Source organism: Variovorax sp. 05L425 (assembly GCF_056397705.1).
In genome coordinates, this window is sequence record NZ_JBFTNY010000005.1 from 197,072 (window position 1) to 212,309 (window position 15,238).

At 62.1% G+C, this 15,238-nt stretch carries 8 protein-coding genes and 1 pseudogene; 2 read left to right on the plus strand and 7 right to left on the minus strand.

Annotation, left to right across the window (positions count from 1 at the left end; genetic code table 11):
• Positions 1-191 precede the first annotated feature (191 nt).
• The 7 genes and pseudogenes from AC1DN9_RS08330 to AC1DN9_RS08360 all read right to left on the minus strand — a co-directional run bounded on the left by AC1DN9_RS08330 (position 192) and on the right by AC1DN9_RS08360 (position 10,813).
• A complete protein-coding gene (locus tag AC1DN9_RS08330) occupies positions 192-1,664 on the minus strand; it encodes a class I SAM-dependent DNA methyltransferase (RefSeq protein ID WP_478099042.1) in 1,473 nt (490 codons plus the stop codon).
• Position 1,665: 1 nt separating this feature from the next.
• On the minus strand, positions 1,666-2,469 hold the full coding sequence (locus AC1DN9_RS08335; RefSeq protein ID WP_478099044.1) for an HNH endonuclease family protein: 804 nt from the start codon (positions 2,467-2,469) through the stop codon (positions 1,666-1,668).
• Positions 2,470-2,474: 5 nt separating this feature from the next.
• On the minus strand, positions 2,475-4,223 hold the full coding sequence (locus tag AC1DN9_RS08340; protein ID WP_478099046.1) for an AAA family ATPase: 1,749 nt from the start codon (positions 4,221-4,223) through the stop codon (positions 2,475-2,477).
• Between the two features lie 2 nt (positions 4,224-4,225).
• Complete coding sequence (locus AC1DN9_RS08345; protein ID WP_478099047.1) at positions 4,226-6,001, minus strand: restriction endonuclease subunit S; 1,776 nt, start codon at positions 5,999-6,001, stop codon at positions 4,226-4,228.
• Positions 5,998-8,787, minus strand: a complete 2,790-nt coding sequence (locus AC1DN9_RS08350; RefSeq protein ID WP_478099049.1) for a type I restriction endonuclease subunit R — start codon at positions 8,785-8,787, stop codon at positions 5,998-6,000. The genes AC1DN9_RS08345 and AC1DN9_RS08350 overlap by 4 nt, the downstream gene beginning before the upstream one ends.
• 337 nt (positions 8,788-9,124) lie before the next feature.
• Positions 9,125-9,319 (minus strand): annotated as a pseudogene (locus AC1DN9_RS08355) (DDE-type integrase/transposase/recombinase); the annotation flags it as partial.
• Between the two features lie 615 nt (positions 9,320-9,934).
• On the minus strand, positions 9,935-10,813 hold the full coding sequence (locus AC1DN9_RS08360) for a terminase small subunit (protein ID WP_478099051.1): 879 nt from the start codon (positions 10,811-10,813) through the stop codon (positions 9,935-9,937).
• 241 nt (positions 10,814-11,054) lie between these two features.
• Here AC1DN9_RS08360 and AC1DN9_RS08365 point away from each other — a divergent pair, with 241 nt between their 5' ends.
• Both AC1DN9_RS08365 and AC1DN9_RS08370 read left to right on the plus strand, forming a co-directional pair.
• Complete coding sequence (locus AC1DN9_RS08365; protein WP_478099053.1) at positions 11,055-13,541, plus strand: phospholipase D-like domain-containing protein; 2,487 nt, start codon at positions 11,055-11,057, stop codon at positions 13,539-13,541.
• Complete coding sequence (locus AC1DN9_RS08370) at positions 13,538-15,208, plus strand: hypothetical protein (protein ID WP_478099055.1); 1,671 nt, start codon at positions 13,538-13,540, stop codon at positions 15,206-15,208. The genes AC1DN9_RS08365 and AC1DN9_RS08370 overlap by 4 nt, the downstream gene beginning before the upstream one ends.
• Positions 15,209-15,238 lie beyond the last annotated feature (30 nt).

Below are 15,238 nucleotides of genomic sequence, written 5' to 3' on the forward strand. Positions count from 1 at the left end.
CTAAATACCAACAAAAATACCGACGAAAATCTGGATGTCTCATCCGGCCCACACACATGCCGAAATCATGCCGATATCAGCAGACGTGGGAACGCCAGGTGGCAAAAAAAAGAGCACGCCTTGCGGTGTGCCAAGGCATCTTGCACTCCTGATTTGCACCCGCACCTGGGCACCCGATGTGGTTCGGTCTGCTACTGCACTGGCCTGCTCTTGGGTAGAGCTGTTGCCGTGTCACGGAATGCCGCAAGAGCTGCCTCCAAGTGTTCGATGATCTCCTGCTGCAGCACATCTGGCGACGGCAGATCATCGAGGTTGTCCAAGGTGTCGTCCTTCAGCCAGAAGATGTCGAGACTGGCCTTGTCGCGCGCCATCAATTCTTTGTAGCTGAAGAACTTAAACCGCTCGGTCTCTTTCCGCTCGTGCCGGTTCTCGGCGTGATAGCAGGCGATGAAGTCCCGTAAATCGTCTAGTTTTAGCGTCCGCGTCTTCAGCGTGAAGTGCTTGTTGGTGCGTAGGTCGTAGAACCACACGCCCTTGGTATGCACCCGGCCGTCCTTAGGGGCGTTGTCAAAGAACACCACATTCGCCTTGACCCCCTGAGCGTAGAAGATGCCAGTGGGCAGGCGCAGGACGGTATGTACATCGCAGGTCTCGAGCAGCTTGCGGCGGATCTTTTCACCCGCGCCTCCCTCGAAGAGCACGTTGTCGGGCAACACCACGGCCGCTTTGCCATCTACCTTCAACATGCTCACGATGTGCTGCAGGAAGTTGAGCTGCTTGTTCGAGGTGGTTTCCCAGAAGTCCTGACGCTCGTAGGTGAGCGCGTCGCGGTCTTCCTCGCCTTCCTCGTTGGTGATGGTCATGCTGCTCTTCTTGCCGAAGGGCGGGTTGGCCAGCACATAGTCCACCTTCAGCTTGGGCTCGGCGATCAGCGCATCTGAGCGATCGACCGCAGGCTCTCCCTCCAGCTCGCCGATGTTGTGCAGGAACAGGTTCATCAGGCACAGGCGGCGCGTGTTAGGCACGATCTCGTTGCCGTGGAAGGTGGCATCGCGCAGGAATTCTTTCTGCCGCTTGTCCAGCTTGGCCCCGGGCCGGGTCAGCCAGTTGTAGGCACCCAGGAAGAAGCCGCCCGTGCCGCAGGCCGGATCGGCGATGGTCTTGCCTGGCGCGGGGCGCAGGCACTCCACCATCGCCTGGATGATGGGGCGCGGCGTGAAGTACTGGCCGGCGCCGCTCTTGGTGTCTTCGGCGTTCTTCTGCAGCAGGCCCTCGTACAGATCGCCCTTGGTGTCGGCATCCATGCCCACCCAGCTCTGCTCGTCGATCATCTGCACCAGGCGCGAGAGCTTGGCCGGGTCCTGGATCTTGTTCTGGGCCTTGAAGAAGATCGCGCCCAGCATGCCGGTGCCCTGCCCCAGCTTGTGTAGCGTGGCCAGGTAATGCGCTTCCAGCGGCTCGCCGGTCTTACTGCGCAGGCTGCCCCAGTCGTGGCCCTTGGGGATGCGTGTGTTGCGGTTGTAGGGCTCTTGCGCGTATTCGTGCGCCATCTTCAGGAACAGCAGGTAAGTCAGCTGCTCCAAGTAGTCGCCATAGCCCACGCCGTCGTCGCGCAGCGTGTGACAGAAATTCCAGACTTTCTGGATGAGGGTGCTTGTGTTCACGTCAGGCCTCTAACAATTCTTGTATCCATGGGTGCGCGTCACTGCGCTGACCACGCAGCAGAAAGTGCATATCGCCGCTGTAGGGGGACTCACGGTCGATCGCTCGACGCAGTCGGCCAGCAACGGTCTTGAAGTCCGCCGCGCGGGCAGGGTCTTGGGTGGCCAATTCAAACAAGCGTTTACCTTCGTCTGCGTCCGCCATCAACTGGACTGCGCTCGCATGCCGTCGTTTGCAGGTGGCTTCGTAGTGAAGGTGATAGATCTCGATGGAAGCTTCAGCACGCTGCTTGGCGATCGGATCGGTGCTTGTCGCGCAGGGCTGACCGTTCTCTTGATGGCACCCCAGCAGGCGCCAGTCGGATAACTCGCACGGGTCTAACAGCAGCGGCTGTTCTCCGGCCACCGCTCCGACTGCGTAAACCCGCTGCGCTTCGTTGACCAAGGGAAAGCGGTCTGCTTTGCCGCCGGCCGTTCCGTTCTCAATATCCTTCCGCCTGCTGTTGCAATAGGTGCATGCATACCGAAAGTTGCTCTCGTCAAAAGCCAACCAACGATAGCCTGTGTGTGGGTAGGCGGCATCGCTGACCTTGCCTTTTGGCCGGAAGTGATCCACGGCGTTGTCTGATCGGTCAACACTCGATTCGCAGTACCAGCATTTGTCGTGCAGCAGGTTGGCGAGTCCATCCTTGAGATCGCGCCAAACAGTGCCGTGTTCGTTCGGGTCTGCGCCGCCCGCCACGGCTTGCGTCGCCGCCTGCGCGCGCACAAGCCATCCGGTTGGTTTCACCAGCTTCGTGCGGTCCACATACCTCAAGGTGCGGCCCCCTGCGACACGTTAGCTTCGTCGGCCAGCAACTCCGCAATCAGGCGTTTGGCCAAATCTTCACGTTCGGTGCGGGACATCTGCACTACGTTCTTGGCAAGCTCGCCGGGTCGTTCCGTCTTGAACCGCTCTACAAGGAACGCATTCCGCAAGCGCAAGTAGCGGGAGTACTCATCATCAGGATGGAAGAAGCGGAACCCAAGCCTGTCGAGTTGCGCATTAATGTTGTCCAACTCGCGCTGCTCGTCTGGCGAGAGTTTCTCTTTGGCAGCGAAGGCTCTTTGTGTCTCCAGAAGTTCCTGAGTGGGATGATCCAACGACGACGTGATGCCGAACATGTCGCTCGTCACGATTGCGGCGTAGCCCATACCGCGCGGCGCCATCTCCGGATAGCAAGCCAAGATCTGACGGTGACCGTCCTGTTTGTGCATTCGCAGAATCTGCACCTGCTCGCGATCCAGCTCGGCAATGGCCAATGGGTTGTGAGTCGTCAGCAGAATGTGGCTGGTTTCTTCCTGCTTCGTGCTACTGGCGATGAACTGCTTCAGGTAAGAGATGTAGTCAACGCTCCAGCGCGGATTCAAATGCGTATCCGGCTCATCCAGCAAGAAGAGGCTCTCTTCCTCGGCGGTGAAACGCAGTAGGCCCAGAACGGTCAGCAACTGCTGTTCGCCTTCGCTGAGTTCACGGAAGGTCACGCTGCCATCGTTCTTCTTCAGGCGCACGCGGATACGCACCTCTTCGATGAGCTCAGAGACGTAGGTGCTCTCCAGGTCACGGAAGAATTGCGCGGGCAGCTGCTCCCCGACTAGGCGTCGGAGAGCGTCAATGTCCTTGACGAAGAGATACTGAAACTCTGTTCTTTCCTCGTTCCAAAGGGTGATTTGCTTGACCCGCTTGATCCGAACGGGAGCAAGCGCGATGTCTTGGAGTCGATCCAAGAATGTCTGAACAACGCCTTTGGATCCCCAAAACCTGTCATCACCAGCAACATCTAGCTTCTTCTTCCCGCGTCGTTTGCTCCAGCCAGGCTGTTTCAAGACGAAGAGAACCGACTCGATGCCTTCATCAGGATCAATCCCCAAGTCATTCTCGAGGAGCTCTCGAACTTCAGCCGACTGCTTGATCATGAAAGCCAGCAACACAAACTGGCTGTGCACCGGCATCGCATAGAACAGCCGCTTCAGCCCGGGATCTTCGCCGTTGCGCAGCTTGTTGTCGTAGGTCTCCAAGTAAGGACGAAACACCTCGTGCATGCGCTGGCTCTCGCCAGAGTAGTAGCTGAACACATAGCGCGGCAAGTACTCGGCGCCCGCATTCAAGAAAGCAGTGAGCTTGATGGCTTTGCCACGCAGAGCCGATACCGGTTTCTCATCCGCGGCAAATGGGATTAGCGTCCCGTTTCCCCGGGCTTGAGCATCCGTTGCGATGTGGATTGTGAAGGGATCTTTTTCACGATCTGGGTCCGCGTCGATATGGATGTGCCGCAGATCCTCACCCGAACCCATGCGAAAGGCGAGCTGAAAGGCAAAGGCCGGCTTACGCTCCTTGGCGATCAAGTCGCGAAAAATGATGGCTAGCGCTTCCAGCACATTGGACTTGCCGGTGCCGTTCCAACCGATGACCACTGTGACCCAGTGTTCCTGATCGAAGTCGATAGTGACGTTCTTCAGGTTCTTGAACTGGTGCGTTGGGCTTTGCTTGGCGCTGCCGATGGTGAGCTTGTCCAGGCGCATGCTCAGCCAGCGAGCAGTTTGAGTTTGTCGTGCAGCTTGCGGCCCTGCGCATTGGTAACCGCCTCCACCGCCAGGCGGCCCGCCTTGTCCAGCTTGCGCAGCTCGGCATACAGCTCTTCGATGCGCTCGGTCAGCGCGCCGTCGGCCACGCCGCAGCGGCGGAAAGCTTCTTGCGCCGGCACCCAGTCGCCCGCTTCTTCGAGCACGTCGATCAGTTTTTTCACCACGGCGGCGATCTCCTTTTCTTGTTTGATGCGGCGAACCTTGGGCTGCTTGGCGCGCTCCGCTCGCTCATCACGGATGCGCTCCAGCAGCACGCTGGCCGTTTCGTCGTTCGGGTCCTGCGGTACCAGCTGGCCGGCGAAGGCGGCGCGGAGGATGTTTTGGCGCTGGGCAGCGGATTGCTTGAGCGAGTGCTCAACTGATTGCTCTTGGACATCCAGCGCCGAAAGATTGTCAATGAGTACCCGCATGGAGACTTCTTGTTCTGCACGGGGAGCAATCGGAACAGAAATCTTGGAGATCTTGCTAACGCTGAGCGTATACAGACCACTCGTGGTTGCAGCTAGTCTTGACAATATTTCAATGCCGCCCAATGAGTTAAGCCATGTCTCTACAAATTGGCTGACGACACCCATGGGTCGCACGCGAATCAAATGATTTTGGTGAACCGCGTTCTCGATTGAGCCGTCCCATAATGCGCAGCGCCCAATCTCGGTGAGGCTCCCATTACCTTCGACGATGAGCACATCGCCGGCGACCAATGCAAGACGTTCAAGCTCGCCCTGAAAAAGCTCAATTTCATGTACATCTTGTAGTTTGAGTTTTCCACGTGCTACGTTAGCCACTCGAAGAAATGGATACTTGTTCTTGATTGGCGCCCGTGACGGCTGCTTTTGGATTCCTCCTTGAATCTCTGAAATCTGCTCAATGCTCGCCCACACCCACCCCTCAGGCAGTTTCGGCAAATCGGTGGTATCCGGCTGCACCGTCTCGGGGTATTTCTTCTGCCAGCCTTGGGGCGGGGCTTTGCCTTGTTCCTTGAACTTGGCGAGCTGTTTAGCTTCCCAACGGGCGCGGCGTTCGGTGAGGATGCGTTGCAGCAGTTGGGCGCCGGTCTCGATGGTGGTACCGCGCTGGCGCTGCGCTTCGCGCCAGGGGGCGGTGAGCGCGCCTTCGACGGCAGCCTTGAGCAGGGACTGGCGGTATTGCTGCAGCTTCTTCTGCGCGGCCTTCAGCTCCGCCACGCCGGCATCGAGATCGGACAGTAGTTCTTCGAGTTTGGCGACGATGCGGGATTGCTCTCCGGCAGGCGCAACCACTAGCGGGAACTGAGCAAGTGCCGAACCTTCGATACTTGCAACTGTCGTCCCGTCTTTCGAGCACTTGTCCAAGATCTCGTGTTCTCGGCTAATCAACTGCCAAGCGAGAAACGAACTAGAAATGTCGGACAGGGGCACGAAGGCGCGCATGTCCTGGTTCACTGTGACGGGAACCGTCGTTCGTGCTACGGGCAGCGTCCGCGACAAGATCCCTGAGCGAACGACGACGAGCACGCTCCCCGCAGGCACCACGCTGAGTCGAGCTAAGGCTGCCTCGGTCACATGATCTTCGCTGCCAGCAATTACGTTCGCCTTCATGTCTTTGGGCGAAACCCACGGAATCGCTCCGCCCATCCAGAATCTGGGGTCGGACTTCGGCGGTGTGCCACCTCCAACCGCGGAGGTGATCTCTTGAAGACAAGAGGCTTGCCAACCTTCGGGAAGGTGCTCACTCACGCTACCAACTCCTCATTCATCTCATTCATCAGCGCATCCAGTTCCTTGCCAAACAGACCCCAGGCTTTCTGCAAGCCCCCCTTGTCGGCAAGCTCGGCGTAATCAAAATCCTCGCGCGCAATCGAGCATGAGCTTGCGATGTGGTCCTTCATCAAGCGCAGCCATTCGGTCTGCTCCGGCGTGAACGAGGTGCCGCGCTGCGCGTTGTGACGGAAGATCCAGACCTGGAAGCGGCGGTCCACCTCGTCGGCAAAGGGCTTGAGTTCGGCGCCCTCGCCATCCAGCCCCAGCGCGAAGCGCAGCAGGCTGACCAGGTCGGTGAGCTGGCGGCGGCCGGTGGCGCCCTTCACCTGGCTCGCCTGCACGCGGGCGTAGGCGTTCCACAGGCGCTCGGTGGTGAGCATCATCGGCGGCCGGCTCAAACGCTCGTGCAACTCTTCGAGCATGTCGAAGGTGAGCGCGCGGCGCTGGTAGGGCTGCTGGTAGAAGAAGCCCAGGGCGGCGATCTCGTCCTTGTGCTGGCGGATGTAGTCGGCAAATCGCTGAATCACGCCCTCGGCCTGAGCTTCGGCCTGGTCGGAAAAGCCCGAGAAGGTGACCTGATCGAGATTGATGTGGTCGATCAGCTGCTCGCGCTCGCGCCGGACGCCGTCGATCTCGTCGCGCAGCTCGGGCTTGTCGAAAGGTGCGCAGGCGGCAGCCACGCGGCCGGCGCGGGCGGCGGCGATCTCTTCCGGCAGCAACGTGTCTTCGCTGCGGGTGATGCCCTTGGCCTTTGCGGTGGCGAGCGCGGTCTGGACGATAGCGTCCGGGTCCAGCGCGCTGATCAGGGCTTTGCCTAGCTCGCCGACGGGAATACCGCCGCTAATCTTTTCGATGCGCGCTTTCGCCTTGTCGTCGAGCTGCTTGCTCAGGCGCACTAGGCGGTTGGCCAGTGACAGCACCGTATGGTCGTCGCGATGCCCCAAGGCCACGCCTTGCAGCAGGTCTTTGAGTGCCACGCCGGGCTTCTTTTCCAGCGGGCGGCTTTCGGTCTTGCAGGACTTTTCGACGCCAACCGCGTCGATCAGCACGAACCGCGTCTTGGCGCCTTCGGCGCTACCGCTGACGCGCTTGAGACTGTCGGCATCCAGACTGCGCACGCCGCGGCCTTTCATCTGCTCGTAGTAACCCCTACTGCGCACGTCGCGCATGAAGAGGAGCACTTCCAGCGGCTTCACATCAGTGCCCGTAGCAATCATGTCCACCGTCACGGCAATGCGAGGGTTGTAGTCGTTGCGGAAGCTGCTCAGGATGCTGTCGGCGTCTTCCTCGGCGCGGTAGGTGACCTTCTTGCAGAATGCGTTGCCCTGACCGTAGACCTCGCGGACGATGTTGATGATGTCGTCGGCATGGCTGTCGGTCTTGGCGAAGATCAGGGTCTTGGGCGTTTCCTTGCGCGCGGGGAAGATCTGCGTTTCTACCGCCGTCTTCATGGCTTGGATAACTTGGCGGATCTGGCTGCTGTTGACCACCGAGCGATCAAGTTCCTTGCCGGTGTACGTGTTGTCGTCCTCGGTCTCGGCCCAGCGCTTCTTGCGCGTCTGCCGGTCGCGATGATCCACCCACACTTTAGCCTTGAGTTCAGCACCTTTCTGCGTGATCTCGGTTTCAATCTCGAAGACGTCGTAGCCCACGTTGACCCCGTCGGCCACCGAATCCTCGTAGCTGTATTCGGCGACGATGTTTTCGTTGAAGAAGCCGAAGGTGCGCTTGTCGGGCGTGGCGGTGAGGCCAATCAGGAAGGCATCGAAGTAGTCGAGCACCTGCTTCCACAGGTTGTAGATGCTGCGGTGGCACTCGTCGATGATGATGAAATCGAATTCCTCGACCGGGATGGTCGGGTTGTAGCGGACCAGTTTTTCCTGTTTGGCGGTTTGCTGCAGTTCGTTGAGCGAGACGTCCTCGGCCGACTCATCGATGGGCTCGCCGGAGAGGATTGAGTACATACGCTGGATGGTGCTGATGCACACCTGCGCATGCGGGTCGATGCTACTCGATGCCAGCCGCTGCACGTTGTACAGCTCGGTGAATTTGCGGCCATCGTCCGGCGGCGTGTAGGCCATGAACTCCTGGTGCGCCTGTTTGCCGAGATTGCGGGTGTCGACCAAAAACAGGATTCGCTTGGCGCCAGCGAACTTGAGCAAGCGATAGACAGCAGTAATTGCGGTGAACGTCTTGCCGGCGCCGGTGGCCATGTGAATCAGCGCACGCGGGCGGTTTGCGGCCAGCGATTTCTCCAGGCCGGTGACCGCGCTGATCTGGCAGTCACGCAGATTGCGCTCGGGCAGCGGCGGCATGCTTTCGACGAAGCGGCGGCGCAAAGTAGTCGGCTGCGCCAGCCATTCGGCAAGCTGCTCAGGCTTGAAGAAGTGGAAGACCTCGCGCGAGCGCGGTGCGGGGTCGGCGTTGTCGGTAAAGCGGATGATCTGTCCGGTAGCCTCGAACAGGAAGCGCAGCGGCGTGCTGTCCTTGCGCCATTTCAGGTTGGCGGTGGCGTAGCGCTCGGTCTGGACCTCAGTTACGGTGAGGTTCTCACCGGCGCTGTCCTTCTTGGCCTCGATCACACCGCAGGCGCTACGATTGACAAACAGCACGTAATCGGCCGGTCCAGTGTCGGTGGGGTATTCGCGAACGGCTACACCTATACCCGCCGAGAGGTTGAGTTGCCTCATGTCCTGCACGATCCAGCCGGCTTGCTCCAGCTTTTGGTCGATCAATTGGCGGGCCTTGGCTTCTGGTGTCATCCGTGCTTCTCCTCAGCCATGTGCGTGTCTCCTTGCCTTGACACGCAGCGCAGTCGAGTTGATTTCGTTTTCAAGTGTAACGGTGCTGAGGTCGATCCGGTCTTCGTCCACGAATCGTTGCTGCCGCGCCTGAGCTCGACCAGGCAGACCCCCGAAGCCGGGCACAGACGGCCGCCGATCGAACGACAACGAACACGGCCAGCACGACGACGCCGAGCCAGCGCGAGGCAACCACCACTGTCTTTGCCCAAGCCGCATCCACCATGTCCATCATGGACGCGATGCTCAGCCACCGGCCACGTCACCTCAAGATGCCACGGCCAGACGCATACAAATCAGCGCCGCTGAATTGGCTACCTTGATCGGTGTTGACGATCTGCGGCGCGCCCCAGCGCGCGGTAGCCTCTTGCAATGCCTCCACGCAGAAGTCTGCCTCCATCGTGATCGACACACGATGGGCCAGAACCCGGCGGCTCGCCCAGTCCAGCACCGCCACCAGGTACACCCAGCCGCGCGCCATCGGGACGTAGGTGGCTGAAACCGGAAAACGGGAAAAACGTGGAGCCGTGGGAGCGCGAGGAAGAGGCCGCGCTGGAAGCGACGTTCCGCAGCAGACTGGACCAACGACGTAGGGAACCAACCTGCCAACTTCGTCATGAGTGAGCGGGAGCAGCGGGTCACCGTCCCGATCTGCAATCGCGATCGATCACGCACTTTGCGAGCAGTCAGAGCGGGTAGTGGAGCGACGACTCTCCTACCGAAGTGGTCGGAATGAGTCGACGGGAAAGCGAGTCACCGGTGCTGTCAGCATCTCGGCGCTCGCCCCCTTAGTTGATTGGCCTCGCGGCCGCAATTTGCCATTGCTGGGAGCGGATTTTGCGCGGCGCTGACCGCGCAGACAAGCGATTCCATCGCCACAGATGCAGCATCCCGCACTGAGCGTCGCAAATAGGCTGCACTTTGTGGCGTAGGTTCGATGAGATGTCCTGCCGAAATCGGAACACGGGGCAAACGTGGAGCCATGGGAGCGCAAGGAAGAGACCGCGCTGGAGGCGATGTTCAATCAGACTGACTCAACGACGTAGGAACCAACCGGCCAACTTGAGGAAGCAGCAGGTCACCGTCCCGATCTGAAATCGCAATCGCTTCAGTCCTTCTCGTCGTGCTCGGGGTCTCGCTCCACCGGCTTGAAACTGCTGGAGTTTCCGCGGGCGATCGTGAGCAGGAGGCTGGCCAGCGGATCGACGCGCTGCTGGTTGTCCTTCTCGTAGAGGCCCAGGTGCTTGAAGAGCTTTTCCAGCGCGGCGTCCTTTGAGTGCAGCAGGACCTCGATGCCGAACTTCGTTTGTTTGGCGCCGGCGTAAGCGGCTACGGCCTGGGGAGACAGGCCGCGGGTGTCCGTGATGACCGTGCGCGCTTGGCCGTCGCCTCCACATTCCGGGCAACCCGGGTTCGGCCGACGCAGCGAATCAAAGCCGACGCCGCCTTCGTCCTCGAACTCGGCCGGCAGGCCACCCTTCTTGGCGCATGCCTCGCGGTCGTGGTAGTGCTCGGCGATTGTGCGCTGGCGCCGGAATCCTTCGCCATGACAGTGGCGGCAGCATCCGACCTTGATCTGCACCAGTTCGCGGACATCGGCAATGGCGATGTTCCAGGCTTCGCGGAGCACCTTGGCGGCGGTGATCTGAGTGCGTTTCTGCTGCTTCGAGCGGGCCTCTGCGATTGCGGCCCGAATGTTAAGTTTTGACAGGTTTTGAGAAGCAATCACCCGGGCGTTCTTGGGACTGTAGCCAGCCCGGATGGCTGCCTGAGTCGCGTTGAGGTCGATCAGGTACTCATCGACAAAGCGCTGCTGGCGCGGCTCGAGGGCCGCGGACTGGTCGGGCCGTGAAGTTCTTGGCGCAGCGCGTTCGGTGGCGGGCGTCGTCTTGGCACGAACGGGAACGCCCACAGCCTGCTTCCTGGGTGCGGGCTTGGTGCCATTCTTCGGCGTAGCGGGCTTCTTGCCCGTGGGAATTGAGGCCATGGCCGAGAGTGTTCCCGGCGCTCGGGAATCGCGCGAACCCTACATGGGGTCGGCGACTCTTTGCACTGAGCTTCAACGCTCAGCGCAAGTCAGAAACGGGTGGCGCGTTTGGGCTGCCCAAAGCAGCCCCTGAAGGCAAGTCGAACCCACCCTGATGATCAGCGTCATTCAAATCGAGTCTGGCCATACTGCATCATCGCCCCGAGTGTCGTGCCCGCTGCCCTAAGGAGGAGAGAAAAAGATGTCGCACAGCTTGATCGGCCTACTGCGTGAGTTAAAACCGCGCAGGGCCCTTTTCACCACCTACACCTTCAACCCCGCATTCTTCGAGGCCACCATTCTTCAGGCCGCGTTTAGACCCGAGGGATGTCAAATCCACGTGCTAGTCGACGGCGGGCCGCTCGCGGCATCGACCATGGGTTCGTACGCGCAGCACATCGGCACGCGCTATGCCGTCGCGCCCATGCGCGCGCCTGGTGGCGGCATCTTCCATCCCAAGATCGCGCTGCTCGATGCCGACGATCGCCAAGTGCTGTGCGTTGGCAGCGGCAATCTCACCGCTTCAGGCTTGGCGCATCAGCTGGAATGCCTCGACGTCACCGATTTATCGTCGGAGCCCGCAGTGGCCGCGCAACTCAAATCATTCCTACGAATGCTCGCTGAGCGGTGCCGCTCCACATCGCCGCGCGCCGCCGACATGCTGGGTTCAGCAGCGAGCTGGCTGCGCCACAGCGAAGGGCTTGCCGCCGGGCCACGGCGGGTCACGACCCTGATCCATACGCTCGAGCGTTCCGCGAGTGAGCAAGTGGAAGAATTGCTGCGCCTGGACGGGCGCCTGACCCGCACGCTCACTGTCCTAGCGCCCTTCCACTCCAGGGACGGTGCGGCGGTGCGCGCACTCCATCATGCGGTTGGCGCCAGCGACCTGCGCATCGCGCATCTCGGTACCGTGTCCTGCAACCCGCAAGCCTACGACGGTGCCGCCTTTGTCGCTCCGGTCGACCGCCAACGGGGCCAACCTCTCCACGCCAAAGTATTCGAGTTCGAGACGGACGACGGCGCGTGGGTGGTCAGCGGCTCAGTCAACGCCACCTTCCAAAGCTTGCAATCCACGAAGAACGTAGAAGTCAGCCTCGCACGTTGGGCGGCCGCATCCCCTTTCCGGTGGGAATCCTGCGAACCCGAAAACTTCGTGCCGCAGGAGGAGGTTTTCGAGCCTGCCTGTGCCTGGACGATGGAGGCGGTCCTGGTCGGCAGCAATCGGCTGGAGGCGCTGGTTCTAGGCGAAGGTTCAGCGCAGGCCCATGTTGAATGGGTCCTGGCCAGCGCGGCTGGCGAGATCGCGCGCGACAGCACGACGCTCGACGCTAACGGCTTGCTCAAGGCGGACCTCTCGGCGCCTGTCGATTCGGCACACGACGGCCTGGTGCTGCACGTGCACGGGCCATCAGGCCTCGGGGCCAGGGCCTGGGTGAACGACCAGCGCGCGCTGCAGGCCGTGCGCAATGGCGTGCGGCTGAGCCCGCACTCGACGGCCAACGGGCAAGCGGCGTCCGACTACCGCTTCGCCACCGACCTCATCCTGCGCGCGCTCGGCGGCCATTCCATCCACGGGCAGGCCCACCGCGGCCGCGGAAACACCGAGTCCGCGCAGGAAGACGGCGGGGCACTCGATGAGGCGTTCAACTACGCGGACTGGATGCGTTTCGGCCGGCTGCGAATGCCGCCCGGCGCGACCTTGGGCCGCCGCACGGGCGCGTTCCTCGCCCGGGTGCTTGACCTGCTGTTTCCCGAGTCCGACCACGAGGTCAGAGGTGGCGAGGCTGGGCCCAACGGCATCGCGCTGGACGAAGCCAACCCCGCCGATGAGAACGGCGAGCAGCGCCCCGAGCGGCAGCCGCCACGACAGCAGGCCCGCACGCCGCAGGCTCAGGCGGAGCGGGAGCAGTTGCTCAAGGCCTGCCAAGCCATTCGGACAGCCTTTGAGGCCGGCCGCGAAGGGATCGCCTCCGCGGAGTTTCTGGTGCTGGCGGTCTGCGCGCTGGATATGGAGCGCGCCCAGGCACAGTTCCTGGCGCGTTCCGCCGGCGAGCCCGGAGGGTTCGACGCCCACCGCGTCCTGGTGATCTGGCTCGATTGCATCAGCCGCTACGGCTTCGCCACCGAGATCCGCGACGACCTGTTGCCGGTGGCATGCGCGATGGCCGCTACGGCCGCCGCCGTGCCCTCCCTCGTCGACCCACAGGAGCGGCATCTGGCGCAGCTGCGAGGTGCGATCTGCCGTTTGGCCGCCCGGCCGCTTGCGCAGAACGAGGTGGCGGAACTGGTGGCGCGGGGCATGCGCGAAGAACTCATGCTGCGGATGGACCGCCGCTTCCGCGCGACCGCCATGGCTTGCGTGGCGGACTTGGCGCAGGCCCCGCCCCTCGACGAGTTGCTGCTGCACGCGATCAGCCCGCCTGGCGACCCGCGCACGCCGGCCTCCATGGCGCCCATCCATGCCGCCCTGAGCCGTTGGCCCGAGCGTTCGCGCGGCCTTGAGGCGCTGAAGCCGGCCGAGGTGCGCTCAGGCGGTTGCCCCATCTGCTACCAGCATTTCAGCGACACGGAGCGCAGGGAACTCACGTACCAGCGCTGGATGCTGCACGGAAACGGGCGGCCGCACGTGCTGCTCTACCCGGACGACATCCTCCGTTTCCGCCAGACAAGTCCGAGGACGACACCATGATCGAATGGAACAACACCCGCTATGCCGAGCCGCTCGAACTCGCCCGCAGCCAGGGCGACCCCCTGGATCTCGCTTCCACGAACGAGCGTCTCTACAACACGGTGTTTCCCGGCTTCAACAACGTGGTGCGCTACATCGGCGTGTATTCCGCACTGTGCTGGATGGCAGTGCAGGTGCAGCGGCATCTGGCGTCCGCGCAGGGCCTGACCAGCACCGCCGCCGAAGAGCTCCAGCTACTGGCGATGGAAAAGATGGAGCTGGCGCTGCTCTGGGCCAACGGCCTGGAAGCCGAGCTGGCCGGAAAGACCCGGCCGTTCACAGAGGGCGGTGCGGTCCAAAGGCTCACCATGGACCAGTGGGACATGAACGCGCGCCTCATGTCCGCGCCCCAGTACCTGCCCAGCCTGACCAACGGCCTGAAGTTCCTGAACGATCACTGGGTCTGCACCGACCGCGGGCAAATCCTGGCGCAGGCGTTCGAGGGCAAGCTGGGTGCCCCCCAGGCCCACCGATGGCTGCGTGACGTGACATGCCTCGAGGCCACGGCGGTGCAGGTCGAGCGCGCGCGGCCTGCGCTCTCGGTGCTCACGCCGCCGAGTGCTGAAGAGCAGCAAGCATTCCTCACATCGTTCTTCCCGGAAGATCCGCACGCGACGGGGGAGATCCGCGATCCGCGGGACGCGCTGCGATGGTGCAGCCTTCACCTCGTGCTGCACACCGTCGCTCAACTGGACGAAGGCGACAACGATCAAGGCGAGCAGGCCATCCGCGCCGCGATGACAAGCGGCACTACACCTTCGGCCCGATCGGTGATACAGCCCGGCCTGGAGAAATGCCAGGCCATCTGGGCCGTCCTGCAGCTGCGCCTGCTGCAGCGGATGGCGCTCGAAACCCTGCTCGCGTTCGTCATCGCGTGGGTCAGGGCGCATGATCGTTCGGGCCGACGTACGATCGACTGCGCCGATGCCATCGGCGTCGCGGTGGCGGACAGCTTTGCCGAAGCCGGGCTTGCCACGGTCGGAGACTTGCACGCCAGCCTCGTCCGGTCGCAGGGCGATCACGCAACGCTGTCGCTCGCGGCGACGGCCACGGGAGAAGACGCGCCGGACGTGTTCTTCTACCTGGAGCAACTCGAGAGGCTCAGGGCTGCCAAATGGCAAGACGGCCCGGGCGGCTGGTTGCGGCTCGCCGTCACCGGCCTGGCGGTGTGCGCCGTCGAGACCGGCAACTTCATCCGGCGGGAGCTGCAACATGCCGAAGCCCTGCGTTCCATCGCGGCCGAGCGCACATCCCTCACGGCACTGCACACCTCCTTCAAGCGCTTCCAGAACCAGTCCCTGTCCAGCTGGACTCGCGAGCTGGTCATGGACTGGGTGTTCTCTCGCTACGGCGAGGTGGCCTCGCAGCGTGCTGTGGTGAAGGGCGGAAAGCTGCGGTTCGACTTCATCGAAGGCGAGTACGGCTTGGAACTCGGCCCGCCCCGGAGCGGGCCGTTCCGGGCAACGTGGCAGACCGACAAGCTCTACACGGCCCTGGTGCTGCTGCAGCAATGCGGCCTGGTCCGTGTCGACGCGACAAGTTGGCAGCTAACGACGGCCGGTCGCCGCCGGGTGCAACGCTATACCGATGCGCCATCGCATCAACAGGGCCTCATAGGGATAAATTAGACAAGTGCTCGAACGTCGGGTCTCGCCCCC

Coding starts and splice junctions, on each gene's coding strand:
- AC1DN9_RS08340 (WP_478099046.1), bottom strand. CDS start 4,223: ATGCGCCTGGACAAGCTCACCATCGGCAGCGCCAAGCAAAGCCCAACG.
- AC1DN9_RS08350 (WP_478099049.1), bottom strand. CDS start 8,787: ATGACACCAGAAGCCAAGGCCCGCCAATTGATCGACCAAAAGCTGGAG.
- AC1DN9_RS08360 (WP_478099051.1), bottom strand. CDS start 10,813: ATGGCCTCAATTCCCACGGGCAAGAAGCCCGCTACGCCGAAGAATGGC.
- AC1DN9_RS08365 (WP_478099053.1), top strand. CDS start 11,055: ATGTCGCACAGCTTGATCGGCCTACTGCGTGAGTTAAAACCGCGCAGG.
- AC1DN9_RS08370 (WP_478099055.1), top strand. CDS start 13,538: ATGATCGAATGGAACAACACCCGCTATGCCGAGCCGCTCGAACTCGCC.